This is a genomic window from Prevotella pectinovora (genome assembly GCF_000834015.1).
Classification (GTDB): domain Bacteria; phylum Bacteroidota; class Bacteroidia; order Bacteroidales; family Bacteroidaceae; genus Prevotella; species Prevotella pectinovora.
Map to the genome: position 1 here is coordinate 103,862 of NZ_JXQI01000055.1, position 26,063 is coordinate 129,924.

Annotated in this window: 18 protein-coding genes and 1 tRNA gene; 3 read left to right on the forward strand and 16 right to left on the reverse strand. The window is 46.5% G+C overall.

Translation table 11 applies throughout. From position 1 onward, the window contains the following. Positions 1-13: 13 nt before the first annotated feature. Positions 14-1,351, forward strand: coding sequence for a dGTP triphosphohydrolase (gene dgt / locus ST42_RS06630; RefSeq protein ID WP_044072920.1), 1,338 nt, complete (start codon positions 14-16; stop codon positions 1,349-1,351). 100 nt (positions 1,352-1,451) lie between these two features. Here the strand turns inward: dgt and ST42_RS13825 are convergent, their stop codons facing one another. From ST42_RS13825 to ST42_RS06665, 7 genes are all read right to left on the reverse strand, one after another. Further along, positions 1,452-1,622, reverse strand: coding sequence for a hypothetical protein (locus ST42_RS13825; RefSeq protein ID WP_156132462.1), 171 nt, complete (start codon positions 1,620-1,622; stop codon positions 1,452-1,454). A 469-nt stretch (positions 1,623-2,091) separates the two neighbouring features. Further along, positions 2,092-8,121, reverse strand: coding sequence for an RHS repeat protein (locus ST42_RS06640; protein WP_042517886.1), 6,030 nt, complete (start codon positions 8,119-8,121; stop codon positions 2,092-2,094). 16 nt (positions 8,122-8,137) lie between these two features. Then, entirely contained in the window at positions 8,138-9,292 is a 1,155-nt protein-coding gene (locus tag ST42_RS06645; RefSeq protein WP_042517885.1) for a hypothetical protein, read from the reverse strand. 222 nt (positions 9,293-9,514) lie between these two features. Next, on the reverse strand, positions 9,515-9,991 hold the full coding sequence (locus ST42_RS06650; RefSeq protein ID WP_052485310.1) for a hypothetical protein: 477 nt from the start codon (positions 9,989-9,991) through the stop codon (positions 9,515-9,517). Then, entirely contained in the window at positions 9,988-10,548 is a 561-nt protein-coding gene (locus ST42_RS13830) for a hypothetical protein (RefSeq protein WP_052484712.1), read from the reverse strand. The genes ST42_RS06650 and ST42_RS13830 overlap by 4 nt, the downstream gene beginning before the upstream one ends. A gap of 233 nt (positions 10,549-10,781) precedes the next feature. Next, on the reverse strand, positions 10,782-11,390 hold the full coding sequence (locus tag ST42_RS06660) for a ribonuclease HII (protein ID WP_044072922.1): 609 nt from the start codon (positions 11,388-11,390) through the stop codon (positions 10,782-10,784). Positions 11,391-11,679: 289 nt separating this feature from the next. Next, positions 11,680-12,324 (reverse strand): hypothetical protein, encoded by a 645-nt coding sequence (locus ST42_RS06665; RefSeq protein WP_044064678.1) that lies wholly within the window; start codon positions 12,322-12,324, stop codon positions 11,680-11,682. A gap of 934 nt (positions 12,325-13,258) precedes the next feature. On the opposite strand from ST42_RS06665, the gene ST42_RS06670 reads away from it, so the two are divergent. Beyond that, on the forward strand, positions 13,259-13,555 hold the full coding sequence (locus ST42_RS06670; RefSeq protein ID WP_022317374.1) for a hypothetical protein: 297 nt from the start codon (positions 13,259-13,261) through the stop codon (positions 13,553-13,555). A 133-nt stretch (positions 13,556-13,688) separates the two neighbouring features. Here ST42_RS06670 and ST42_RS06675 read toward each other — a convergent pair whose 3' ends face one another. From ST42_RS06675 to ST42_RS06710, 9 genes are all read right to left on the reverse strand, one after another. Further along, positions 13,689-15,815, reverse strand: coding sequence for a S46 family peptidase (locus ST42_RS06675; RefSeq protein WP_042519776.1), 2,127 nt, complete (start codon positions 15,813-15,815; stop codon positions 13,689-13,691). A 122-nt stretch (positions 15,816-15,937) separates the two neighbouring features. Beyond that, entirely contained in the window at positions 15,938-17,437 is a 1,500-nt protein-coding gene (locus tag ST42_RS06680; protein WP_044072944.1) for an oligosaccharide flippase family protein, read from the reverse strand. Between the two features lie 103 nt (positions 17,438-17,540). After that, complete coding sequence (locus tag ST42_RS06685) at positions 17,541-18,770, reverse strand: nucleoside recognition domain-containing protein (protein ID WP_042519775.1); 1,230 nt, start codon at positions 18,768-18,770, stop codon at positions 17,541-17,543. Between the two features lie 89 nt (positions 18,771-18,859). Beyond that, positions 18,860-19,792, reverse strand: coding sequence for a helix-hairpin-helix domain-containing protein (locus tag ST42_RS06690; protein ID WP_022317378.1), 933 nt, complete (start codon positions 19,790-19,792; stop codon positions 18,860-18,862). Between the two features lie 86 nt (positions 19,793-19,878). After that, entirely contained in the window at positions 19,879-20,385 is a 507-nt protein-coding gene (locus ST42_RS06695) for a CYTH domain-containing protein (protein ID WP_022317379.1), read from the reverse strand. Between the two features lie 17 nt (positions 20,386-20,402). Then, a complete protein-coding gene (locus ST42_RS13835; RefSeq protein WP_156132550.1) occupies positions 20,403-20,543 on the reverse strand; it encodes a hypothetical protein in 141 nt (46 codons plus the stop codon). Between the two features lie 106 nt (positions 20,544-20,649). After that, entirely contained in the window at positions 20,650-21,774 is a 1,125-nt protein-coding gene (prfB, locus tag ST42_RS06700) for a peptide chain release factor 2 (RefSeq protein WP_044064679.1), read from the reverse strand. A 30-nt stretch (positions 21,775-21,804) separates the two neighbouring features. Then, positions 21,805-23,616 carry an AMP-dependent synthetase/ligase gene (locus tag ST42_RS06705; protein WP_044072945.1) on the reverse strand — a complete coding sequence of 604 codons (1,812 nt, stop codon included), beginning with the start codon at positions 23,614-23,616 and terminating at the stop codon, positions 21,805-21,807. Positions 23,617-23,823: 207 nt separating this feature from the next. Beyond that, positions 23,824-25,560 carry a S41 family peptidase gene (locus ST42_RS06710; protein WP_082028601.1) on the reverse strand — a complete coding sequence of 579 codons (1,737 nt, stop codon included), beginning with the start codon at positions 25,558-25,560 and terminating at the stop codon, positions 23,824-23,826. 359 nt (positions 25,561-25,919) lie between these two features. Between ST42_RS06710 and ST42_RS06715 the strand changes: the two genes are divergently transcribed. Next, positions 25,920-25,993 (forward strand) — tRNA-Asn (locus tag ST42_RS06715). Positions 25,994-26,063: the final 70 nt, after the last annotated feature.

Here is a 26,063-nt window from a genome sequence, read left to right on the forward strand (position 1 = left end):
AACCGTTTTCTATATGAATTGGAAAGAACTGATTTCTAACAAGCGCCTCGGACAGGAAGACCGCCACATAGAGCGCCATGACGACCGCAGCGAGTTCAAACGCGACTACGACCGTCTGATTTTCTCTGCTCCCTTCCGCCGCATGCAGAACAAGACTCAGGTGTTCCCGCTGCCGGGAAGCATCTTCGTTCACAACCGTCTCACACACAGTCTGGAGGTGGCGAGCGTAGGCATGTCGCTGGGCAACGACGTGGCGGCGGCGATAATAGGAAAGCAGCCGGAACTGGACAAGACGCTGTTTCCGCAGATTGGCACGATAGTGAGCACGGCATGTCTCGCCCACGATATGGGAAACCCGCCGTTCGGACATTCCGGTGAGAAGGCGATACAGACGTTCTTCACAGAGGGCAAAGGGGCTTTCCTCAAAAACGAGATCAGCGAGGGTACATGGAACGACATAACCCACTTCGAGGGTAATGCCAATGCCTTCCGTCTGCTTGCCCACAGATTCAAAGGGCGTCGCGACGGTGGATTCGTAATGACATACTCCACGCTCGCCTCAATAGTGAAATATCCGTTCGAATCGGCTCTCGCCGGAGACCACGGCAAATTCGGATTCTTCTGCACGGAGAAGGAGATATATCAGAAAATAGCCGATGAATTGGGCATTATCCGTCATTCTCAGTCTGGCGCTCCGCTTGCCTATGCCCGTCATCCGTTGGTGTATCTGGTGGAAGCGGCTGACGACATCTGTTATGAGATAATGGACATTGAGGATTCTCACAAGCTGAAGATTCTTTCGTTTGAGCAGACAAAGGACCTCCTGCTCGGATTCTTCGATGAAAGCGTGAAAAACAGTATCGAAAAGCGCATCAAGGACGAAGGTATCACCGACGACAACGAGAAGGTGATTTACATGCGTGCCTGCGTGATAGGCAAATTGGAGAACGTGTGTGCGAGGGCATTCATCGACCACGAGAAGGAGATTCTCGACGGCACTTTCAAGGGATGTCTCATCGACCACATCCCGGAACCTCAGCGAGAAGCATACAAAAGGTGCACAGAGGTGTCGTTCAACAGGATATACAAGAGCAAACCGGTGCTCGACGTGGAACTGAGCGGTTTCAAGATTATGGAAACGCTGATGGAGATAATGACCGAGGCTGCGGTGCATCCCGACAGGTTCTACTCCAAGCAGCTGATAAGCAGGGTGAGCAGCCAGTATGACATCACGTCGCCGAATCTGGAGACGAGAATCATGGCGGTAGTCGACTATATCAGCGGCATGACCGACGTGTATGCTCTGGACATTTACCAGAAGATCAACGGTATAAGCCTGCCTATAGTATAGGCATTCGAAAGACAGGCGAATTGGTAGTCTAATGAATATTTTGCACCTTTACTTTATATGTAAAATCAAACAGTTACAAAGATATTAATTAGACTACCAATTAAGAAGTTACTGGAGTATTTTCGCTTACCATTCCGCCGCCGCTTGCCTTCTGAACCTTTCCCGCCTGTAACCCCAGTGCACAGTTCCCCTCCACCAGAAAGTCGGTAACGAGACTTCCAAGTTCGGCAGAATACTTCTGCAGAAATGTATAGTTGTCGTAATAGTTCACTGTCTCAAGGTCAGGATTGGTTATTTAAAAAGATTTCTAATTACATTTAGTTTGTTTACGAACTTTTCATAATCTTGGTCATCAACATAATATAGATAATATCGCATATAAAAATCATGTAGAATTTCAGGCGTGATATTATTCCTGTTCCTATCATACCAGTTTTCCAGAATACTTAATTCCTCTTTACTTACAATAAAATCATATGGCGTGTCAAAAGGAATATTATTTCCAGACATATCTATGTATACACTAAGAAATTCCTTTGTATTTGGATCCTTGATTCTGATTTTGTTTTTGAATGCAAGTTTTTTCTTTATCTTCTTTATATTGCACTTAAAGACAGAGTCGACATTATATATATTCTTACTACAGACAATGGAATCTGCTATCTTGTACCCATCAATATCTTGAGAATAAGAATTGAGTTGGCACAATAAAAAAACAAGCAATAAAATTATCGATTTCATCATTTTATTATATTTCCATTTTTTGTATTAAATATAACCTCTTTCTCATTTTGTGGAAAAAGAACAGGAATTCTATTCTTACCTGTCGCTTTTATTAACCGATTCCACGGATCAAGCATATACCCAGTAATTCGACCTTCCAATCTTGCGGATTTTTCATGTGCGGATTTAATGTCCATATTTTGTGTCTGTACATTGTAATTTTCATATAATTCATGCATAAGCACACTTGTGCTTGTCATTTTTGCACTTGTAGGCATGTTGCATATATCACCAATATCTATAGTGTTATTGCTGATATTTCCGACAATGACATCGGGGGAATTGTTTACTATATTTACCATAGCTATTCCTGACCCATTAATTATTTTGTCTAAGCTCTTATATAATTCTTTTTCGCTCCGGTTTAAACTATTTATATTAAAATCGTCATGTAGAGACATTGTTAACATGCCGTCAGAATTTATATTAATACTAGCAAAATTATGTGTGGACACATTTAATGTTTTTACAGTTTGATTTATCTCATTGTGAGATCCTGTAAATTGAATACTGTCTCCGTTTATATCCAAGATATTAACAGGATTATTATTACAATAGGCATACGGACTGATATTATAATATTTCTCACACAACGGATCCATTCTGTCCCACGTCGGCACCGGCGAGAAGTATTGTCTTGCTCCGTAGTCATAAGTGTTCAGTCCGGCGACTCTGTCAAGTTCCTTGCCGTTATACTTGTATTGCTGCAAGCTTGCATTTAGTCCAGCATCGTTGAATGTACCGCCGAAGGGATAGTAATGCGTTATCTGCTCTATGGTTCCGTCCTCTTTCGTTACTACACGGTTGTTGCCAAGATGGTCTTGGGCATAGTAATGGAATATCGGCTGACTGTTATTCTCGCTATCGAAGGTGCAGTATCCACCGGGGAACAAGACCTTGTCAAGTTTCCCGTTCTTGTATATGATGTTTCCGCTATATTCGGTTTTGCCAAAAACCATCAGACTTGGCCGCTCTGCAATCTGGGGATTGGAAAGCGATGGAACATCAGTTGTCTCACCGTCAGTACCACTGGCAATTCCAATAGCGCCATTGGATTCTCCTTTCCTGCCGATATATTTCAAGCCGTATTCCTTTGATAGGAGCATTCCGTCTGGCAGGTAAGAGTATGTAGTGGAATTCCCGTCATTGAATTCAATGTGTCTCGGATAGTCAAGATTATCATAGCGGATGGTCATCCCCCTGTTCAAGTCCTTTGTCAAAGCCCCCACACCATTGTATTCATACTCGACCGTTTCGTTAGCCCCATCAATGAAGTTGAACGATGAGTATTTGTTTGCCGGCAATGCGTCATCAGCGACGCTCAACAGCTGGTTGCCGTTGAGTTTTATATGGAGGTTGTCTATCTTTCCGTATTCACCGTCGTCTTTCCTTCCTCTACGCTGGAAACGTTTCATCGCTCCGTTAGCGGTGTATTCTATGACCTTCTCGTTATAGCGGTTCTGCTTGTCTGACAAGGAAGGCGTTTCGCCGTAAACGGCTTCCTTCAGCCTGTCAAGTCCGTCGTACTCGAATTTGTAGCCTCTGACCTGTCCGTAATCTGAAGTAGACCACAACTGACTGCTGATGTTGCCGTTATAACACGGTGTGCCGACACCGTCAGTATAATGCAGTTCTTCATGAAAATCCTTGCTGTCGATATTTGTCGGCCAACCCTGAATATTGTAGTCATAGGATACGGCTCCGGCATTGCCACCTCTTCTGACCTCTTTTATCCTTCCCAGAGCGTCATATTCGAAGCATTGCGTAGTTTCTTTCCTGCCGTTGACGGAAATGGAAGTAGAAAGCAATTTGTCGGTTTTCTTGGAATAAACGTTTTCTATTATTTGCGATGTGACAAGAGTCTTGCCGCTGCTATTGACAGAATATTCGTCAACAAAGACTTTTGCCGGTTTCCCTGTATATGAATAATCCGTATGTGTGCAAGTCAATCTCTTGCCGACTTGAAGTCTACGGATATCAACAGGCTGCCCCTTGCCGTCGTAGAAGGACACTTCGATTACCTTTCCACCGCCGCTTGTCTTCTGAACCTTTCCCGTCTGTAACCCCAATGCACAGTTTCCCTTCACCTGAAAGTCGGGAACGAGACTTCCAAGTTCTGCAGAATACCTCTGCAGAAATGTATAGTTGTCGTAATAGTTCACTGTCTCAAGGTCAGGATTGGTTATTTTATCAGATAACGGAATAACGTATCCTGTATAACAAATTCCATCGACATTTTCTTTATATTCTGCGGTATTCACCTCTTCACTCCTGTTGCAGCCATTACACACACCTTGCATGGCAAGTCTGCCGAGACTGTCATAGAGGAAAAAACGATACATGCCATTATCCCGAAGAGCGGCATTCTGAAAGAACGAGACTCTGTCTCCTCTGTCATACCAATACTGTGTGTATTCACATCCGGGTAGAATCTTCTTTACTACACTTCCCCTTCCGTCATAGCGGTATTCGTAGGCATACTTTTCCTTATATCCGGAGTATTGGTATTCCGGTGACAGGACATACCGCAGTTGTCCGAGGTCGTTGTAGACGAAGTAAGTGTCGTTGTTGTTCTTTCCGTCATTACGCCTTTCAAGGACTTTTCTTCCCAGCTTGTCTGTAAATATGGCAATGCTGTGACCGTCCTCGTCCGTAGTCTTTTCTCCCTGCAAAGAACAAGGCTTATAGAATCCTCCATCGACAAGTGTAATCTTGTCAAGAGGAGCGGAGAAGAGACGTACGTCATTCTTTCCGTTGCCTATGCGCTCAACGCTTTTCCCTTTTTCTTTCCATTGCGTTCCGGGAGTAGACGTAAAAATGGTTCGGTCAAGCGCATCATATTTTATGTCGCTATATGCCTTGCTGTCATTGTATGTATTCTGTGCAAGTGCGGCAATATTGGTTTCTTTCAGAGACTTGTCTCCAATATCAGCAACAACAGGCAACCAGGCTCTGCTTTTCCTTCCTTTGCCGTCATACGAAGAGAACTTATGGACGAATTCCCCTTCCTCATTTATCCCATCCGAAGCATCGTCAAGCGGTCTGCCTAAACCATCGGCGTATTGGACCAAAGTATTCGCACATGTTTCATCTGCAGAAAGGATATTGGTTGTCCTGACGTAATTGTCTGTATTACTTTCGGCGGCAGTGCTATTGCTATAGTTGTAGCCGAACGTTTGCTTCATTCCCCAGTCGTCACTCACGGATGAGAGTCTGCCAGCATTGTCATATCCGTACTCTACGGTATATCCGTTCCGGTTTCTGACGGATGCCACGCCGCATAAAGGTTTCCATGTGTATCCAGCCATCATCTGACCATTATGTACATGCATTGTGGGGTACATACCACCATATCCCCAAATAAGGCTGTCAACATCGCAAGAGTTTGTGACGAGTCTGGTAAGGTTGCCATATCTGTCATAATCATCGAAGCGGTATTTCTCATATTGCGCATTTCCCAGTATGGATTTGCTGATAATCTTCGGATAGACACAGCCGTTTTTCTCTGTATATTCTGTAATTTTACTTGTCAAGAAACTTCCGTCGCAGAATTCTTTAGTCTCAACCACAGCGTCATACATGTTGTAATTCTCAATCATCTTCTTGTGCCATTCGTCATCCAGATCAAAAGCGAACCTGTATTCTGTCATGTATTTCTTGCCGTCGCTGTTCTCGACGGTAACACTTCTTGGATTGCTTGTTCTGAAAGTATTGTCATAGGTGTAAGACTCGGTTGTCGTGACGCCGGTGATGTAATCGGCTGTTTCTTTTGAAACAAGTTCTGCAGTAGACACATGGACGTTTACCGTGTCAATGAGGAAAGTATTTTCACCGATCCAATATGGAGCATATATTTTCATGCTTGGGTATGCGACACCTTCAATTGAGGAACCGAACCAGATGAGTGGAGTGAGTTTGACACCTGCAGAAAATGATTTGACTTTATTGTTTTTATAAGTATAGTAATTTTTTCTAAGACACTTACCGTCCGCATCATACCATGATTCCGACTTCAACAATGGCGGCATGCTTCCATAATCATTAAGACAGGCGAATGACACCTGCGGGACTTTGGCTGACACAGTCATACCACACAACTGCTCAGGCTCGGGAAAGCACGTATATTGGTATTCAACATGCTCTCCGTTAGAAAAGCTTTCTGTGACATCTGTATAGAATACATGTGAGTTGTTGAGTGGAAAAGCAGGAGTTCCGGCACATACCACGTTTTCATACAAGTGAAAATCTCCCAATACGACAGGATTGCTCCCGATTATATGATATGAGTCGTACATCATCATTATTTTCGGATGGTCGGTCATCTGGCGTGACATATTATATCCGAACATCCTTTTGATACCATCAGAAGTAATTGATTTAATTCTTAGTCCACCAAAGTTATAGTCATTATTCTCATACTCAAACTGCGTCTGGCCTCCTGTCGGATAAGTTATGCTTGTCAATATGCCGAACTTTGTATAATAAAGGTCGGGATTCCTGTCTGCAAAATAACTCAAACGGTATTTTCTGTCTTCGCGGATGTTACTATACCTGCTTAGCACTCGTTGGTATAATTCCTTTGGGATAGAACAACGGTCGCTTCGTCCGTTATAATATCCCCAATAATCACTATGACAAAAAAAAATGCCAAGAGAAAAATTTATGTTCCTTGATAGTGTTCTATAATTTGGAAATGTTCCATATGCAGTGTTATAATCGAACTCATATTCTCCAGTTTCAGAAAGATATAGACTACGAAGCATCATACGTCTGTTTTTTTCAGAACCTCCCCAATATGAATCATTTCCGAAATTCGCTGTTTTGACAGTGTCGCCATACATGTTTATGACTGCAATGTCAGTAAGCCTCGTTTTCCATACGTCCTCACGGTCATTGGAATAATGAAACGTCACGATTCCACCATTCCATTCAATTGATGACACTACAGGTATCCTGTATAGAATTTCATTCTGATTTAAGAAATATCTGCTCTCATCAGCCATTTCATACTCGTATCCATCGTCAGTCCAAGTGGCACCATGGTATTTTGTTTGCCCGAAAGTTCCTGTCACTACATATTCCGTTCCATAGACAGTAGTATAGATTGCAGCATTCTCATACTTGATTTCAATGTTTCCTTTAGGCGTTTTAATCTCTGTCAGATACCAGGCTGAAACATCTGTGGTGTTCTCATCGCTTTTAACACCAGAAAACTCCTGACAGGAAAAAACATATACGTAACCGTTCGTATCCGTTATCCGAAAGAGACCTCCTTCAATATCCGTATCTCCATAAATGTCCATCCTGTTGAAATCCGTCGGTATAAATTTATTATCTGTGTATGAATATCTGAACATGCCGCTTTTCCCGGCAAAATTGTAAGTGTAACGGTCTGACTGCGTGTCATACGGGTAATAAGGATTACTGCCGCCTGTTCCATACAGAAGAGTTCTTAACATGGATGTGCCAGTGTCGTTTTTCTTAGCTTCATCCCTGATCTCTACAACTTTTTTATAATCAGTGTATTCATTGCTGGCACCGGTAAGGTCTGGTGCTCCAAATACTTGTCTTGTTATTGCCCCTCCGGCATTCAGTGTCCATCCGAGTCCTACTGTAGATGCTACGTCATCCACTTTTATTCCTGAAGCATGGTACGAAATACTGATAGGAAGAGTAAAATCTCCAAGTTTGATTTCATATATAGGAATTGTTATATCGGGGATTCCCGTGGCATGGCTTACCGGATATTCACCATATCGGGCGAGGGAGGCGGCTTGAGGTGACAGCGGAAGGATGTTGTCCAAGGGGGTATGTTCGGTTTCATCATCATAATTTGGTGACAAAGCCGGAACTTTTACCGTGTCTTGAAGTTGGACTGTAGAAACGTCTGGCTGCACTGGCTTTTGCGCATTGGCAACAGCCCCTGAAAATAACGTAAAAACAGCAATCAATGATACTGTTATGATGTTTTGGGAATTTAATATCATGACAATGAGACCTGATTTATTTATTGTTATAATGGACTTTTCTCTCGTATATCTTTTCTCCGATTGTAATCCTTATTGCATATTCACCGCTTATGAGTCCTGTACAATCTATAATAATCGGAGAATCAGAATTACCTGACGCTCTTCTTAAAACGACGCCAGAGATGTCAGACAACAAGGCATCAACGTATATTTCTGCATTGCGGACGCTTGTATGGATAACAAATGAATTCTTTCCATTCTCAATTGTATAGGGCAAAGAACCATCATTTGATTTATTGTCATACGAATCACTCTCGTCATTCTTGCTGTCGGTCACATTATCACCATTTGTGCATAACGACCTCGTCCTTTCGTTTTCTGTATCATACAGCTTTTCTTGTTCATCGGGTGGATAATAGTAAGCTATGGTGTTGTTCCAGCCATTATCGTTCTTTCCGTAAACGATAGCCTCAATGATCGGATAGCGGAAACCTTCAGCATACCATTTGTATACTTCTGTATGGCGATAACAATTGTCTTGATTGGCTGTTAGTGTAGCTATACTGTCGTTTGACAGATAATGTGTTTTGTTTATGTATTCAACCAGTTCTTTGGTGGTATGAATGTCATCATATGCGATTCGGCAATTGTCTTTTGTATAATGGACTCTGTAAACCTTATCAAGAACTTTTCCGTCGGGTAATAGCAATTTCCCTTTTCCGTCGACTTCAACTGAATATGTCCCGAAATCCCGCGCCATGACTTCTTCACAATACATGCAACTGCCGTGAAACGCTCCTGCCCTTTTGTTACCAAAAGATAACGGAAAAACCAACACAGTTTCTGGTCTGTCAAATTCTACTGCTATATTGTTATTCTCATAGCCGACATTTCTTATTGCCGTAGAATCTTGGGCATAATAATACCTTGTACCGTTTGAAATTTCCACAACAATGTCGTCATTGTCTTTATCGGAGGTGTATTCAACAATAAAGTCCTTGCTGTCAGTTCTCAGACTACTATAATCCCAAATCTGATTTTCCCCTTTTGTGCCGATGCAGAAATCCTCGATTCCATATCGATGGATTATGTCTCCTGGCCTATACATATATGACAGAGAACTGCCTGCTTGAGCAAAGAGTGTCAGATGAAGTAAAGATAGCACTGTTGTAGAGTATACCCTTTTCATTTTGTAAATGAAATGTCTGCAATTATAATCCATAGGCAGCAATATTGAACGCAATAAAATGCATGTAAAGATATGTTTTAGTAGCGTTTGGAGTACAAATCGTAAACATAAATCAACGTATGTACACCGATATGCTGCAAATTTAGTCTAAAAACCAGATACTTGCAAATTATTTTCTGACAATTTCATCAATCAATAGTTCATTAAAATTTGAGATAAAGGCTAAGCAGCTTTACGCTGCCAGCTAAAGAGTTCTTTGACAGTATGACTAATTAACTTTCGGTTCGGTATTCTCCGACACTTGTCGAAAATTATTTTAGCGATGTATGTGCTTGCCATAACCTCCTTGAAAGAAGCCATGGAATACGGCATCCCATTTTCCTTCATCATCACCTTTGCCACATTCTGTGATGCGAATGATGCGTTGTAGAAAAAGTCCAACAGGTTCTTGTGTCTTGCCTGGCAATGCGTAAGGCCAGTATACTGCTTTACATTGCGAAAACAAAACTCTATTTGGAATCTTGAGCGGTATGTGCGCAGCACATCCTCACCCGACATGGATGTCTTTGTTGAGAAGAAAAGCTTGTGCTTTCCGTTCGGCATAATCCAAATGACAAGGTGTACTTTCTGCTTCAAAGCCTTTGAATAGGCAATGAGTGTGTAGGCAGTGCCCTCAAGTCTTTCAATATGCAACTTCACTCTTCCTTGAGAACTATTTTTACGAATGATTTAGTGGGCTTTTTAGGTTCAGATGGGCAGTACTCATAATTATTGGGTATTCCAAATTGCTTGATTTCTTTTATATTCTGCAAATTAACCTCGTCAATGAAATCATAAAAATGTACTATCGACTTAATTCTATAAGCATCTTTATCTGACAAAAAATATGTTTTGTTATTGCTATGAAACGTATTGTGCACACTAATGTTGCAAATGTTGTCATCTACCTTTATTAGAATACGTGGCGTTTCTTCCTTTATTGGTATTATTGTCCCTGGTGAAGAAAGAACATCATGCAGAAATGCATAATCGTCAGAAGTGATGGTATAAACTTTATCTGGTTTTTTAATGGAATTTATTATATCCGGATCTATTTTATTCATATCTACCAATCCTGGGGAGAATACAACTTCTATATTCTCTCTATGAGGTCTTGTCTTGCAACTACAAATTGCTAATAATGCTATTATTACGATAAAATGTTTCATATCACATGGTGTATCTAGGGTCTTTGACAGGGAAAGTCTTTCCGCCATGGTTAGTTCTTATACCTTGATGGAGTTTTTTATCATAATATAAAAAATTTTTTTTCTATCTATGCATTTAACGGAAGAACCCCCAAAAGTCATATCGAAGGTTGGACAATCCTTATATATATAATTGTTTTTGAAGCATCTCCATATCGTCACCCCAGTTCGGAATAAGAAGCCTCAACCCCATTCATCAGAAATCTTCAGAAACCATCAGGCAATCTGGTTTCCGGATGATTTCAGAATTCAAAGTCGAGTGTCAGCTCTTCGGGAGGCAGGAGAGTGAAAGAACGGCGATGGAATGGCGTAATACCACATTCACGGATAGCCTGACGGTGTTTCTTCGTTGGGTAGCCCTTGTTGCTCTTCCAGTCATACTGCGGATAGTCTTCCGCCAGACGGTCCATATAGTCGTCGCGGTATGTCTTGGCGAGGATGCTCGCCGCAGCGATGGAGAGGTATTTGCCGTCGCCCTTCACAATGGTGGTGTATGGAAGGTCGCGGAAGGGCTTGAAGCGGTTGCCGTCTACTATCACCGCTTCGGGACGCACCTTGAGCTGGTCTAAAGCACGGTGCATGGCGAGGATACTCGCATTGAGAATGTTTATCTCGTCAATCTCTCCAGGCTCCACGATGCCCACAGCCCAGTCCACGGCATCGTGTTCTATTATCTCACGAAGCTGCTTGCGCTTGCGGTCGGTGAGTTTCTTCGAATCATTGAGCAGTTCGTTCTCATAATCGGGTGGCAATATAACGGCGGCAGCAAAAACGCTTCCGGCAAGACAACCTCTGCCGGCTTCGTCGCAGCCTGCCTCAACGAGACCTTCGTAATAATGATTTTCCAGCATTGTATACTTCTCTTTTTGTTTCGGACAATATCTTTATATCTTTCAAAGTATAAAGGTACGAATTATTTCCGACATATCAAAAAGATACACAGCGAGTTTTATCTTTTAGCCAGAATGACCGATTTTGCGTTAGTCTTGTATAAGAAACCTGTAAGATTAGCCAAATAATAAAGGTGACAAAAACACATGCCAGAAATCCCCCCACACCGTGGGGAACGGAACCCCCTAATGTGGGGTTTGATTCCCCACGACAGGGGGAGATTTCGAAGGTTATGCTTAAGATGACAAATTATGGCTCTACGTCCCACTGAATAGGCACGTTCTTCATCGTGATGTATCCTCTGATTGCCGCATCAACATACAGTCCGAGCTTCAGCACCTGCATCACCTTGGCGGTCTTCTTCACATTCTCGAATCTTGTATAGGTACCATCGAGCTTCAGTTTCACATAAACTCCCTCGCTGACGTCAAAAGAGTCGGATGTAGTGCCGCCGTCTGGCGTATAAGATTCACCGTCTTGGTCAACGAACATTGTTACGCTGCGAAGGTCTGAATTAGGAAAATCTCCAACACCGCCGAGACTGATACGCGACTTGTCGGCTATCATCTTCACTTTCAGCACGAGGGTCACGGTGCCGTAGTTCTCTGAGGTGCTCTTGCCATAGGCACCTACCAACTGGATGTCTACATCCTTGGCAAAAGGATTGATGACGGTGGCTCCAGACTCTGATGTGGTGGTTGTGCCGATGAACTGTGGCGGCATATCCTTGCTGGCTGCAGGATCTGTCCGTTTGATCTTGGCGTCCTTCTTAGATACCGTGTCCAGAGTTTTTGTCACCTTCTTCAGGATATTCCCAAACTGTGCGTCTGCCGGTTGTGCTGCAAAGAAGAAAGCTGCGAATGCCACGAAGATTCTGAATAGATTTCTTTTCATAATAATATAGTTTTTAGTTTAACAATAAAGCAGTGAAGCTTGCTTGATTTATATTTGATTGTTCTTGTATTGACAATGGGGTATTCATTTCCTGCGGGCAAAATTAACGGAAGAATATGTTTTTCAGGGTTTCAAAGAGTAAATAGATGTGTCATTACGTACAAAGTTCTATGCGTATTGTCCTGTTTTTCTTCTATCTCTATTGAAATATAACGACACCAGCCAACTCATTGACCAATAAATTGACCACAAATGGGCACGATGCTTGCCCAAGTGAGGCAAGGTGCTTTCTCAAGTGGGGCACGCTGCTTGCCCCTGTTGGGCAGATTTGCTGTCAGACGTCTGCCCAATAAGTGAATGTTATTATACCTATACTCTGGTTTCCTGGATACTGCCAACGCATACTATTCCTGTAGTATGAATTACTCACAGCTGACAATTCCTATCATCTGATAATTCCTCACATCTGACAATTCCTTTCATCAGCAAACCATCCAGACAATTGCCTGACAATCGCCAGACAACCAACTGTCTGTCTATCAGAATATTACGACAAAAAACCAGATGATCTGACAGTTTTTTTGAAAATTCTTGTTTTTTACTAAAAATCAGCGTTATGGGCAACTTTTACTCATATCGAGTAACTTAAACCCCAACCGGTCATTAGGCCGTTAGATGTAGTATTTTATGACTGCTTGGATTTTGGTTGGTTAAATTAATTCCGCCAACTGGCAATATGTTATATCATATTTAACAGAAATAGTTTGTCTTGTGAACTTATTGTGCAAAAACTCCACATATCTTTGCAACAGGAAGAGGAAAACAGGGCTATCTGTCCCGAACCGGTCATCAGAAAGTTTGGGAATAAACCCGACGGGCTTCTTAAAGAGAGAGAAAGGACAAAGTAAAAACAGAAAATAAAAAAATTAAGGATATGGAGAAGAAAATGATTTTGACAACTGGCGTGAATGAGAATGAGAACATTGATTTCACGGAGCTTATCAGCAAGATAGGCGCATGGGCATCAGAACCGGTCCGCCTGTTGGGCGAATACTACTCGAGCGTGCTGGAAAGAAAGCTGTCTATCGGTCAGACATGGCGCCTGATAGAGGTGCAGCTGGCATTCTTCGCCTGCATATTCCCTGCCGATCTGTCGGTGGCTGTCCGTCTGTTAGCCGTTGCATGGCTCGGTTCGGCAGTGACAAGGTGCAGGAAGGCAATGAAGAAGTAATACCATGGAAAACACCTTATATACTTTCAATTTCACAAAATGACGAAACGGCGACAGACCTCAAGCGTGAGGCTGCCGCCGTTTATTTCGTTATCGTTTCAACCCAAATCGACCGTTTGGGGAGGGTGATTACTTATTTGTCGATTCCCATCTCCTTGAGCAGACGGTCTGCATGACCCCACTTGTCCATGAGATAGATTACATAGCGCATGTCAACGCCGATGCAACGGGCAAGTACCGGATCGAAACGGATGTCGCTTGAGAGTGAATCCCAGTTGCCGTCGAAGGCGAGACCGATGAGGTTTCCGTTGCCGTCGAACATCGGTGAACCGGAGTTACCACCGGTAATGTCGTTGTTGGTGAGGAAGCAGAGCTGCATCTTTCCGCTCTCCTTGTCGGTGTAGCGACCGAAGTCTTTTGCCGACATCAAGTCTCTCAGCTCTGGCTCAGCGTAATAATCCACTACCTTGTCGCCAGTGTTCATCTTCTCAACGATGCTCTCTGAAGTGGTGTAGTAGCCTGCTGGCTTACCGCCGACTACGAGGTCTTTCACCTGTCCGTAGCTCAGGCGCATAGTGAAGTTGGCGTCGCTATAGTGTGGCAGGTCTTCCTCCATACGCACCTTGGCGTCGCAGAGATAGCGCTCCTGCTGCTTGATTTCCGGAGCGAGGGCACGGATCTTCTCGATCACTTCGTCATAGATAGCCTTGATGTCAAGACCATACTGCACACCCGGGTCGTTCTTGTAGTTCTTCTTGTTGAAGAATATCTTCTCACCGCTCTTCATGAGGATAGACTTGGCGTAGAGATAGTCAACGAACTTCTTGTAGTCACCGCCGAAGTCCTTGTCAATCTTGGCATAGCAAGCCGGCAGATACTTGGCGTCTACATGTTCACGGTAGTTCTTGAGCAGAGCTGCCATAACGTCCTTGTCGAGAGCCTCGTCCCAAGCATTGCTGTTGTCCTCGAACTGCACATACTGCTTTGCCGGCTTGTCCTTAGGACCCTTTACTTCCATTCCTCCGAGCACCTGCAAAGCACGTGTATTGAACTCGCTGGTGCGGTTGAAAGCCTCAATCCAGTTGGTGAACACATACTGCACGTCGAAGCGCTTGGCGTAGAGGTCTTTCATCTTGTCGAAATCAAGTTTGCCCTTCAGATAGCCGGTGGTGTCCTGATAAGCCTTGATGCGCTGCTCGAACTCCTGCTTCTGACGGATAATACCGATGGAATCGATACATTTGTTCATTCCGATGGAGTTCTTCCAGTAGTTGGAGCTTTGTGCATACTTGGAATCATACTTGATTCTCACTGCCTCGTCGGCACGCATGTGGCGGATCATGATCTGCTGCTTCACGCCACGCACCTGTGCACGTGGGGCATTTTCGGCATCGCGACGCTCCTTGATACCGTATGATGAGAGGTAACGGTTGGTAGTGCCCGGATAACCGATTGTCATGGCGAAGTCGCCATCCTTGTATCCGTCGAGCGACACCTTAGTCCAATGCTTCGGACGATAAGGCACATTGTCCTTAGAGTATGCTGCAGGACCGTTTGTCTTAGGATCGGCATAGATACGGAAGACAGAGTAGTCGCAGGTCTGGCGCGGCCACATCCAGTTGTCGGTCTCGCCACCAAACTTACCCATAGACTTAGGCACGGTGAAGACGAGGCGCAAGTCGGTGAAATCGCGGTATGTAGTGGCGTAGAACTTGTTGCCTTCGAAATATGGCTTGATTTCAAGACGGAGTGTAGGGTCTGCTGCCTTCACCTCCTTAGACATCACATTCTCGATGGAATCGAGGAATTCTGACTGTTTGTTGATAGGCAGGTTGTAGAGTCCCTTCTTGGTGAGCTCGTCAGTGATATCCTTCTGCTCCACCATGAAGCTTACGAACATGTTCTCGTTTGGCAACTCCTCCTCATAGCTCTTGGCATAGAAGCCGTTGAGCATATAGTCGTGTTCTACAGTAGAATGACTGCGGATAGCCTCGAAACCACAGTGGTGGTTGGTGAAGACGAGTCCGTCTGGCGACACCACTACACCGGAACAGAATCCGGAGAAGTTGACAACAGACTTCATGATGGCGTCGTCGCCACTGTAGAGTGCGTCGTAAGGCAGGTTGAAACCGTAGGTCTTCATCTGCTCATACACTGCCTGGGGAAGGTTGTAGAGAGTCCACATTCCCTCGTCAGCCTTGGCGCTGCCAGCAGACAGAGCCAACAGTCCTGCTAACAGGATTGATGATTTCTTTCTCATTTTTCGTATATTTAATTTAAAGTTTCGGCAAAAATACGATATATTTTCCAACTGTACTTGCTTGTGGATGAAAATATCGCTTTTTAATCCTCATAATTTCTCAATTCCTCCGCTGATGCCTGTCATTTGCGGAAATGCCTGCCAATCACGGGCAATCCGCTGAGCGGAAAATCCTTCTTCACGATATATGCTATGAAGAGGACGCCAAGCACTGTATTCACCGTCAGGGCGAGCGGTGTGGAGAGTCTGGCATTTGCCGTGGTCATGCAGAAATACAGCACTACGGTGATCAGGACATAAACGGAGATGTCTTTCATCGGATAGGCAATGGGATACTTGCGCTGTCCCACGAAATACGAGAGCACCATCGCCGTGGCGTATCCCGCGAAACCAGCCCAGGCGCATGCCATATATCCGTAGCGAGGCACGAATATAACGTTGACCGCTATCAGCACGGCGCATCCCGCACCTGAAAAATACGCTCCCCAGATGGTCTTGTCGATGAGCTTATACCAGAAGGAGAGATTGAAATACACTCCCATCATTATCTCTGCCGCCATGACGATAGGCACCACACGCAGTCCGTCCCAATAGTCGCGGCCGATGATATGGCGCAGCACATCCATATAGCCCACCACCACGAGGAAGGCAAGGAGGGTGAAGATGATGAAGTATTTCATCGCCTTGGCATAGGTCTCACGGTTGTCCTTGTCTTTAGACTTGCCGAAGACGAACGGTTCGTAGGCATAGCGGAACGCCTGTGTTATCATAGCCATGATCATGGCTATCTTGCTTGCCGCGCCATAGATGCCGAGCTGCGAATGGGCATCGCTTCCTTTATATATATAAGGGAAGAGAATCTTGTCGGCTGTCTGGTTGAGGATGCCGGCGATGCCAAGCACGAGGATGGGCCAGCTATAGCTGAGCATGCGGCGCAGGAGCGCTTTGCTGAACGAATATTTCTGTGCTACGAGTTCCCGCCAGAAGAAGAACGTGAGGATGGCAGAACAGAAGAGATTGACATAGAACGCATAGCCTGCCCCGACAGTAGGGTCGTAGATGGCGGATATGAACCCGGTGCCGCCGTTTGCCTCGTAGATATTGGGCAGAATGAGGAAGAACACGATATTGAGGACTATCGCCATGAAGATGTTGAGGAGTTTCAGGGCAGCGAACTTTATCGGGCGCTTCTTATACCTGAGGTATGCGAACGGTATGCACTGGAAGGCATCGATGGCAACGGTAATCGCCATCACCCATATATACGACTGGTGGTCGGCATAGCCCATAAAGGCGGATATGGGATTGATGAAGAGCAGCACGAGGGCTATGAACATCAGTGAGGTGAAGCCCACACTGATGAGCGTAGTGGTATATACTGTCTGCGGATTCTCTTCTTCTTTGTTAGCGAAGCGGAAGAAGGTGGTCTCCATTCCGTATGTCAGTATCACCATCAGCAATGCCGTATAGGCATAGACATTGGTTATGACACCATAGCCGCCGCTCGCTGCCGACAGCTTTGCCGTGTATAGCGGCACGAGAAGATAGTTGAGGAATCTTCCTACGATACTGCTCAATCCATAGATTGCCGTATCCTTAGCGAGTGATTTTAAATTTGCCATTTGCTTATGTTTGTTTGTCAGCGGCATGGTCAGGATGCCTTGCCACTATGCTGTTTTCTGTTTCTTGTTGACGTGTATGCAGGTCTTATGCCCCTATGCTGCATCAGAAGAACATATAGCATATCGCTATCGCCGCGATTACTCCGGCAAGGTCTGCCAGAAGTCCGCATGCCACGGCATGTCTGGTGTATCTGATGCCCACGCTGCCGAAATATACGGCGAGGATATAGAAAGTGGTGTCGGTGGAGCCCTGGAACACGCTGCTAAGCCTGCCCACAAAGGAATCGGCACCGTATGTCGTCATGGCGTCTACCATCATTCCACGTGCTCCGCTGCCGGAGAGGGGTTTCATGAGTGCTGTAGGCAACGCTCCCACGAAATCGGTGTTTCCGCCCAACACTCCTACTGTCCATTTTATTCCGTCGATTATCATGTCCATGGCTCCCGACGCACGGAACACTCCGATGCCCACGAGTATTGCCACGAGGTATGGTATTATCCTGACTGCGGTCTGGAATCCTTCCTTCGCTCCTTCGATGAAAGCGTCGTAAACGTTGATTTTCTTCCTCACTCCTGCCATGATGAACCCCACGATGATAGTCATGAGCAGGATATTCGCCACCGTGGTGCTCACTATGTTCATCTGGTCTTTGTCGAGCTGTCCGAATCCCCATATAATGCCTGCCACGACGAGCGACATGCCGCCGACGGTGAGCAGCATCACCTTGTTGAGAAGGTTGATGCGCTGATAAAGGCTCGTGATTATTATTCCTGCCATAGTAGAGAAGAATGTGGCAAGGAGGATGGGGATGAATATGTCGGTGGGCTGTGCCGCTCCGAGCTGCGCCCTGTATACCATGATGCTGACGGGAATCAGCGTCAGTCCGCTGGTATTGAGCACAAGGAACATTATCATCGGATTCGTTGCCGTGTCCTTCTTCGTGTTGAGCTGCTGCAGCTGTTCCATTGCCTTCAGTCCGAGCGGCGTCGCCGCATTGTCGAGTCCGAGCATGTTGGCGGCTATGTTCATGAATATGGAGCCAGTAACGGGATGCCCCTTAGGTATGTCGGGAAAGAGCTTGCAGAACACCGGCGAGAGCAGCCTTGCCAGTGCATTCACCATTCCGCCCTTCTCTCCCACCTTCATTATGCCGAGCCACAGCGAAAGGACGCCGGTCAGTCCGAGGGAAATCTTAAAGGCTGCCTTCGACGACTCGAACGTGGACCCCATCATCTCCGGGAACACTTCGAAGTCGCCCATGAAGATCAACTTCACCAACGCTATGACGAAGGCTATGACGAAAAACGCTATCCAAATGTAATTCAGCACCATGCTTGATAATGTTTTGGTTATTTTATGTTGTATTGTCTGTTTTCCCTGTTGTATCTGTCCTTGCCGGTTATTTAGCGGAAAAACATCCGTCAGTAGGTCACATAATGGCTGAGCCTTTCTATGTCTGCCGGCGTGAACGATTTCAGCAGGCGCAGGTCTCTGAGTGACTTTATATCTCCGCGCAGCCGACGGTAGTCAACGATATCGCGTGCCTGGTAATAATTGATGTATGGATGCTGACGGAGTTTTGAGAACGACAGTTTGTTGATGTTAAGCTTCGTCACCGCCCCTTCGTCCACGCTGACATACTGGAGAGCCTGTTCGGGCAGTCCATCTATCTCGAGCAACTGCCTTGCGGAATAGAAGCCTCCCAGCCGCTCGCGCTTTCTCACTATGGCGATGGCGTATCCGCTACCTATTCCCGGCACCCGTTTCAGCAGTGTAGTGTCGCTGGTGTTGAGCGGCACGGTCTCTCCGGGGCGCAGCTTACGGGGAAATTTCAGTGTGTCTCTCGGCGGAGCGTCATTGTATTCTGCCGATGGCGAGCCATGGCGGTCGTAGGCGGAACGGTCATCGGCATACAGCTCCGATGCCGGTCTGTAGTCTGCACTGATGCGGATATATGGTTCGAGCGCTCTGTACTGCTTCACGGTAAGTCCGTAGAGGCGCGCAAAATCCTTCGGCTCCCGGTATACTCCTCCGGAAGCACGATAGCGGTATATGTTTCTCACCATCCATTCGCTCAGTCCGAGCCTCAACAATTGTGTGCTGTCTGCCGTATTGGGATCAAAGGGGAAGAGTTCGGCTTTTCTTCCCTCCACATTATAATATTCTTTCTCTCCAGCGCCAAGAGCCTTCCCGCCAGCCACCGCGGTGCTGTCGGCAGGGGTTCCGACGAAGAAATCATCGCCGGAACAGACCACGAAATATGATGTCACCGCCAGAATTATGACGAGACTGACGATGAATATCGTCGCTATGCGGTCTGACTTCGTGAAATAAAAGAAATCTCCTAATGGCATCCCTGGCTTTTTTATTGTATTGTCAGCAAGACTATCCCTCCCGCAGATTCGTCAACGGGAAGGAATCGGCATTTGCTGTCGGTTGGTCAACGAAACTCCTCCGGCAATTGGTTGCGCCACAGCACAAAAGGCATCTGGCGAAGATAGGAGTTATAGAATCTGGCGTCTCCGGTCACTTCTTTTGCGATGAAACCAGGCTTTTCGAATGCCTCGTCTTCACTCTGAAGCTCCACTTCTGCCATCACGAGTCCTTCGTTATCACCATAAAACTCGTCTACTTCGAAGGTATGTCTGCCACTCTTCACGAGAAACCGAGTCTTGTCGATGATTCCCGGTTCACAGAGTTGCATCAGGTGTTCCGCCTCATCGAGGGTTATCTCCTTCTCAAACTCATAGCGCGAGAGTCCTCCATCTACCGACGGTCCCTTGATGGTAAGATATCCCTTCTCGTCGCGGATGCGCACACGCACCGTGCGGCCATGACCGCTGCATATGTACCCCTGCTTGATGCGCGACGACGAATAAGCCTGTCGCTTGTATTCGTCGTCGCGTTTGTGCACGAGGAACTTTCTTTCTATCTCAAGTCCACTCATCAGCAGTCTTTCCTTGATTAACCTTGTGTCGCGAAATAGATGATGAATGCCAATGCTCCTATGGCGAGGGCACCCAATATCCAGTTGAACACCTTTACTCCTTCTTTAGCCTGGCGCTCCTGATAGCGCTCGCGGCGGTCTTTTCCTTTCTTGCTCATAGTACAAAATTATTTAGATCCATAATCATATTGCCGTTATGCGAAGAATCCTTGCCGACGACATGCGATTACATTAATGATATTATTTGCGATTACAATAATAGCATTATTGCTGTTCGTCGTTCACGGGGAACTCCATGAGATACGCCTTTATGAATCCGTCGATCTTGCCGTCCATCACTCCGTCCACATCAGAGGTCTGGTAGTTGGTGCGGTGGTCTTTCACACGACGGTCATCAAAGACATAACTTCTTATCTGGCTTCCCCACTCTATTTTCTTCTTTCCTGCCTCAATCTTCGCCTGTGCCTCGAGACGCTTCTTCATGGCGCGGTCGTAGAGCTGCGACTTGAGCAGTCGCATGGCGTTGTTGCGGTTTTCGAGCTGCTTGCGGCTCTCGGTGTTCTCGATGAGGATTTCTTCCTCCTCGCCGGTATCAGGGTCGACATACTGGTAGCGCAGACGCACTCCGGTTTCCACCTTGTTCACGTTCTGTCCTCCGGCTCCACCGCTTCTGAAGAGGTCCCAGCTCACTTTCGACGGGTCTACATACACCTCTATGGTATCATCGACGAGCGGCGACACGAACACACTGGCGAAGCTCGTCATTCTCTTGCCCTGCGCGTTGAACGGCGACACTCTGACGAGGCGGTGTACTCCGTTCTCGCTCTTCAGATATCCGTAGGCGTATTCACCGCCTTCTATCTCCATGGTGACGCTCTTTATTCCGGCCTCGTCGCCCTCCTGCAGGTTGCTTATCGTAACTTTGTGGCCATGCGACTCAGCCCATCTCATATACATACGCATGAGCATCGATGCCCAGTCCTGGCTCTCCGTACCGCCGGCTCCCGAGTTTATCTTCAGCACACAGTCCATAGGGTCTTCCTTCTGGCGCAGCATGTTCATAAGCTCCAGGTCTTCAATCGCCTTTATCGCCTTGGCGTAGTCTTCGTCCACTTCCTCCTCGGTCACCATATCGTCGTGGTAGAAGTCGAAGGCGAGCTGCAGCTCGTCGGCATAGGTACGAACCTCCTTGTATCCGGTGATCCATTTCTCAATGCCCTTCACCTTCTTCATCTGTTCCTGCGCCCTCTGCGGGTCGTCCCAGAAGTCAGGAGCCTGCGTGCGGAGCTGTTCTTCTTCAAACTCCACCTTCTTCTTGTCGATTTCCAGATACTTGTGCAGAGCGTCGGCACGCTCCAACACGTCTTTCAATTGATCTTGCGTTATCATTATTCTTCTTGTATATGGTATGGCGAGGAGTTACTCGGCATACATTTTTTCTATTTCGTTCTTATAATGCTCATTGATCACCTTTCGGCGCATCTTCAGGGTGTTTGTCAGCTCTCCGCTCTCCATAGTGAACGGCTTGGGCAGCAGCGTGAATCGCTTTATCTGCTCATAGTGGGCGAGCTGCTGCTGCAGCGTTTCTATGCGTTCGGTTATCATCTGGTGTATCTTGCCGTTGCTGCAGAGGTCTTCTCTTGACGTGAAGCTGATGCCGTTGGCCTGGGCGTATTTCTCGAGGGCACCGTATTCGGGAATGATGAGTGCCGACACGAACTTGCGCTGGTCGGCGATAATCACTATCTGGTCGATGAACTTGTCGACGAGCAGTTTCGCCTCTATCATCTGTGGTGCGATATATTTTCCGTTGGATGTCTTGAAGAGGTCTTTTATCCTGTCTTTCAGGAACAGCTCACCGTCTTTCATATATCCCGAGTCGCCAGTCTTGAAGTATCCCTCGTCGTCGAACGACTGTGCGGTAATATCGGGTCTGTTGTAGTAACCCTTGGTGATGGTAGGGCCTTTGAGGCACACCTCGCCCTCATCGCTGATCTTTATCTTTATGTTGTGGATAGGTCTGCCCACCGACCCTATGGTATAGGGTTTCTCTCCCACTCTGTCGCAGGTCACGGTGGCAAGGCTCTCCGTCAGTCCGTAGCCCACCACCATGGTGAGTCCGATGGAATGCACGAATTCCTCAACATGTGACGACACGGTGGCTCCTGCCGTCGGGAAGATGTTGGTGTGTTCGAGTCCCAGCTCGTGGCGCACGAGACTGAACAATGTCTTGTTATACATCTCATACTCCATGTGCAGTGCCAAAGGCGGACGCTTTCCGCGGCTCAGATATTCGATGTTGTGCTTTCTGCCCACGGCAAGGGCGTGTTTGAAGAGTTTGCGCTGTATGGGGTTCGCACTGTCTATCTTCTCCTTCACTCCTGTATAGACCTTCTCCCAGAAGCGCGGCACAGCGCACATGCTCGTGGGATGTGTCTCCTTCATTGACTTCTGCACTTCGTGCGGATCGGTGTTCACAATCAGCGTAGCACCCTCCGAGATACACAGTATCGTCCATCCCTTCTCAAAGATGTGGGCATATGGCAGGAAGTTGAGCACGCGGTCGTTCTCCGTCACCTTCACCGCCCTGTCGTTGGCTTCAATGGCGGCACTATACTGCAGATGACTGAGCATCACCCCCTTGCTGTCGCCGGTGGTTCCGCTGGTATACAGGATATTGGCGAGGTCGTCGGGCGACGCCTCCTTATATAGTTTTTCCACTTCGGTCTGGCGCGGCAGGTTCTCGCCGAGCTTCAGAAAGTCGTCGAAATATACGGCGTTGGAATCGTTGGGGTCGATCTTCACGTTGTTGTCGAAGATGACGATACGCTCCATCGTAGGACAGTGAGAGAACACGCGGTGTGCCTTGTCATACTGCTCCTGCTCTCCCACGAAGAGGAAACGTACCTGAGCATCGTTTATCATGAACTGTATCTGCTGCTCGCTGCTTGTGGCATAGAAAGGTATTGTCACGGCACGCACGCCCCACGCTCCGAAGTCGCAGAAAATATACTGCACGGAGTTCTGCGAGAATATTCCGATGTTCTCCTGCGGTTTGACACCGAAGTTGAGCAATGCGTTGGACACGACTTTCACTTTGTATGAGAATTCGTTCCATGTGTATGACTTCCATGTCTTGCCTTCAAAATCCTTGTATACAAGCACTTCGCGGTCGCCATACTTCTTTGCCTGGTCGTGAACCAAGACTGACAAATGACTTTTAGTCTGCATAATTGTTCTGTTTTTCGGGTGCAGCGCCTCGTCGTACGGCGAGACTTCTTCCACCTATATTTATGCAAAGATAATAAAGTTTTTTCATACGGCACAAAAAATCGGATATGATTTACCCCAAACCGTCCGATTAGTCGGTTTGGGGTATATATATGACGTGTATTGCACACATGTTGCTGTCGCTGCAACGCAGCGTCTGGCATCGGATTATCTGTTGTCCTTGGTGCTCTGTTTCTTGTCTTTCTTCTCTTGTTTTTTGTCCTTGGCATCCTGCTTCGGGGCTGGAGTCAGGATTTTCGTGTATTCCTGCCGGTCGTTGATGATGCGGCATGCCTCCATCATCTGCTTGTCGTAGTTGAGGTTGTTTTCTATCGCTCCCGCCTGGAAATAGTATGCCGCCACAATGTCGGCGGATATTATCTGGTTTATCAACTGCTTGTTACGGTCGAGGTCGGTGGCGAGGTTGTGGCGGAACTTCTTCTCCAGCGCATCGAACTCCTCCTTGGCATCGTCGTAATAGCCTTCAAACTTCGCTATCTTCTTCAGCTTGTCGAGCTCCTTGCTGCTTTCGGCGTCGTATTTGAATCCGCTCTTTATCACCTGCTGCTTGAAATCCTCATACTCCTGGTCGGTGAGTTTGAACTCTCCTGCCGGTGCTATAGTGGGATGCTTGGCGATGTAGTCAATCTCGTAGTTGAGCATCACTTCGGTGGAGTCGAGTCCCGAAACGCTGAGATAGTATGCTATATTCGGCAGCGAGTCGGGTTTCACTTCCACGTCGGGCTTTATTCCTCCGCCGTCGCGCACCTCTCGACCTGCCTTGGTGTAGAACACGTGGGTGAGGCTGTCGGCGACATGTTCGGTGTATCCGCCGTGGGCATGCTTGTAGTTGATTGCCTGTATGCAACGGTTGCTGGGGATATAGTATTTTCCTGTAGTCAGTTTGAGCTGGCCGTTATAAGGCAGGTCAACGGGTGCCTGAACGAGACCCTTGCCATATGTCCTCGTGCCGAGCACCACGGCGCGGTCGAGGTCTTGGAGCGCACCTGAGGTTATCTCGCTTGCCGACGCCGTCTCGCCGTTCACCAGCACTACGATAGGCATCACTGTGTCGATAGGCTCCACGGTGGTCTTGTAGTCTGTGTTCATGCGTTTCATCTTGCCGCGGGTCCTCACGATGGTGAGGTCTTTGGGCACGAACATGTTTACTATCTGCACTGCCTCTTTCACCGATCCTCCGCCGTTTCCTCTGAGGTCGAGCACGAGGCCCTTGGCCCCCTTGTGCTTCAGGTCGATGAAGGCACGGCGCACGTCCTTGGCGCATCCGTCAGTGAAACTGTTCAGATTTATGTATCCTATGCCGTCGGGGCGCACACCGTAATATGGCAGGTATGGCAGCGTGATGGCACGGCGCTTGATGCGCATCTGCATCTTCTTGCCTGTTGACGGGCGCTTTATCTTGAGCATGAAGGAGGTGCCTGGGTCGCCGCGCAGATGGGAGCTGACGAAAGCAACGGTCTTGTCGGTCATCGTGGTGTCGTCGATGCTCAGGATGATGTCACCCTTCTTGAGTCCGGCTTCTGCGGCTGGACTTCCCTCGTATGGTTCGTCGATGACCACTCTCGACAAGGCTGTGTTATAGCGTATCATGGCTCCTATGCCTACGTATCTTCCAGTGAACATCTTCTTCAGTTTGTTCACTTCGCTCTCGGGATAGTATTCGGTATAGGGGTCGAGCGAATTGAGCATTGCATTGATGCCATTGCCTATCACCTCGTCGGCATTAAGTGTGTCAACATATATCATGTCGAGGTAGCGATAGATGTCGCTGAACACTTCGATGTTCTTCGACACGGTGAAGTTATGGTCTTTGTCGTTCTGCGCCTTAATAGTGACGGAGAAAACCGACAGCAGGATGGCGGATAATAATAATATTCTCTTCATTCTTTTCCGTTGGATTTCATTATAATCTGCAAACTTACACAAAACTTTCGATTTTCACCTTATTTACTTTCATAAATATTGTTTCATGGCGAGTTTTACAGCTCATACACATATATAGCAATTATTTTTATCCTCATTCAGAGCCAATCTGCTTAATCTTATAATATAATCTGCTTAATCTTATAAATAATCTGTCCAATCTTATAATATAAGGTAGAGAGTCCTCGGAAAAGATGACAAATCAGGGAATAGAATGACTTTTTTGAAGAAAAATCAAAAAAAAGACGGAAAATATTTGGAGGTTACATAAAAACGCCTTACCTTTGCACTCGCAATTAAGCAATAACGCTTTTAGCAATGCTTCAATAGCTCAGTTGGTTAGAGCACCTGACTGTTAATCAGGGGGTCGTTGGTTCAAGCCCATCTTGAAGCGCAAAGAGGAATCACTTACGAGTGGTTCCTTTTTTATTTTCATATAGTTTGAATATCGGCACCATTTTTGG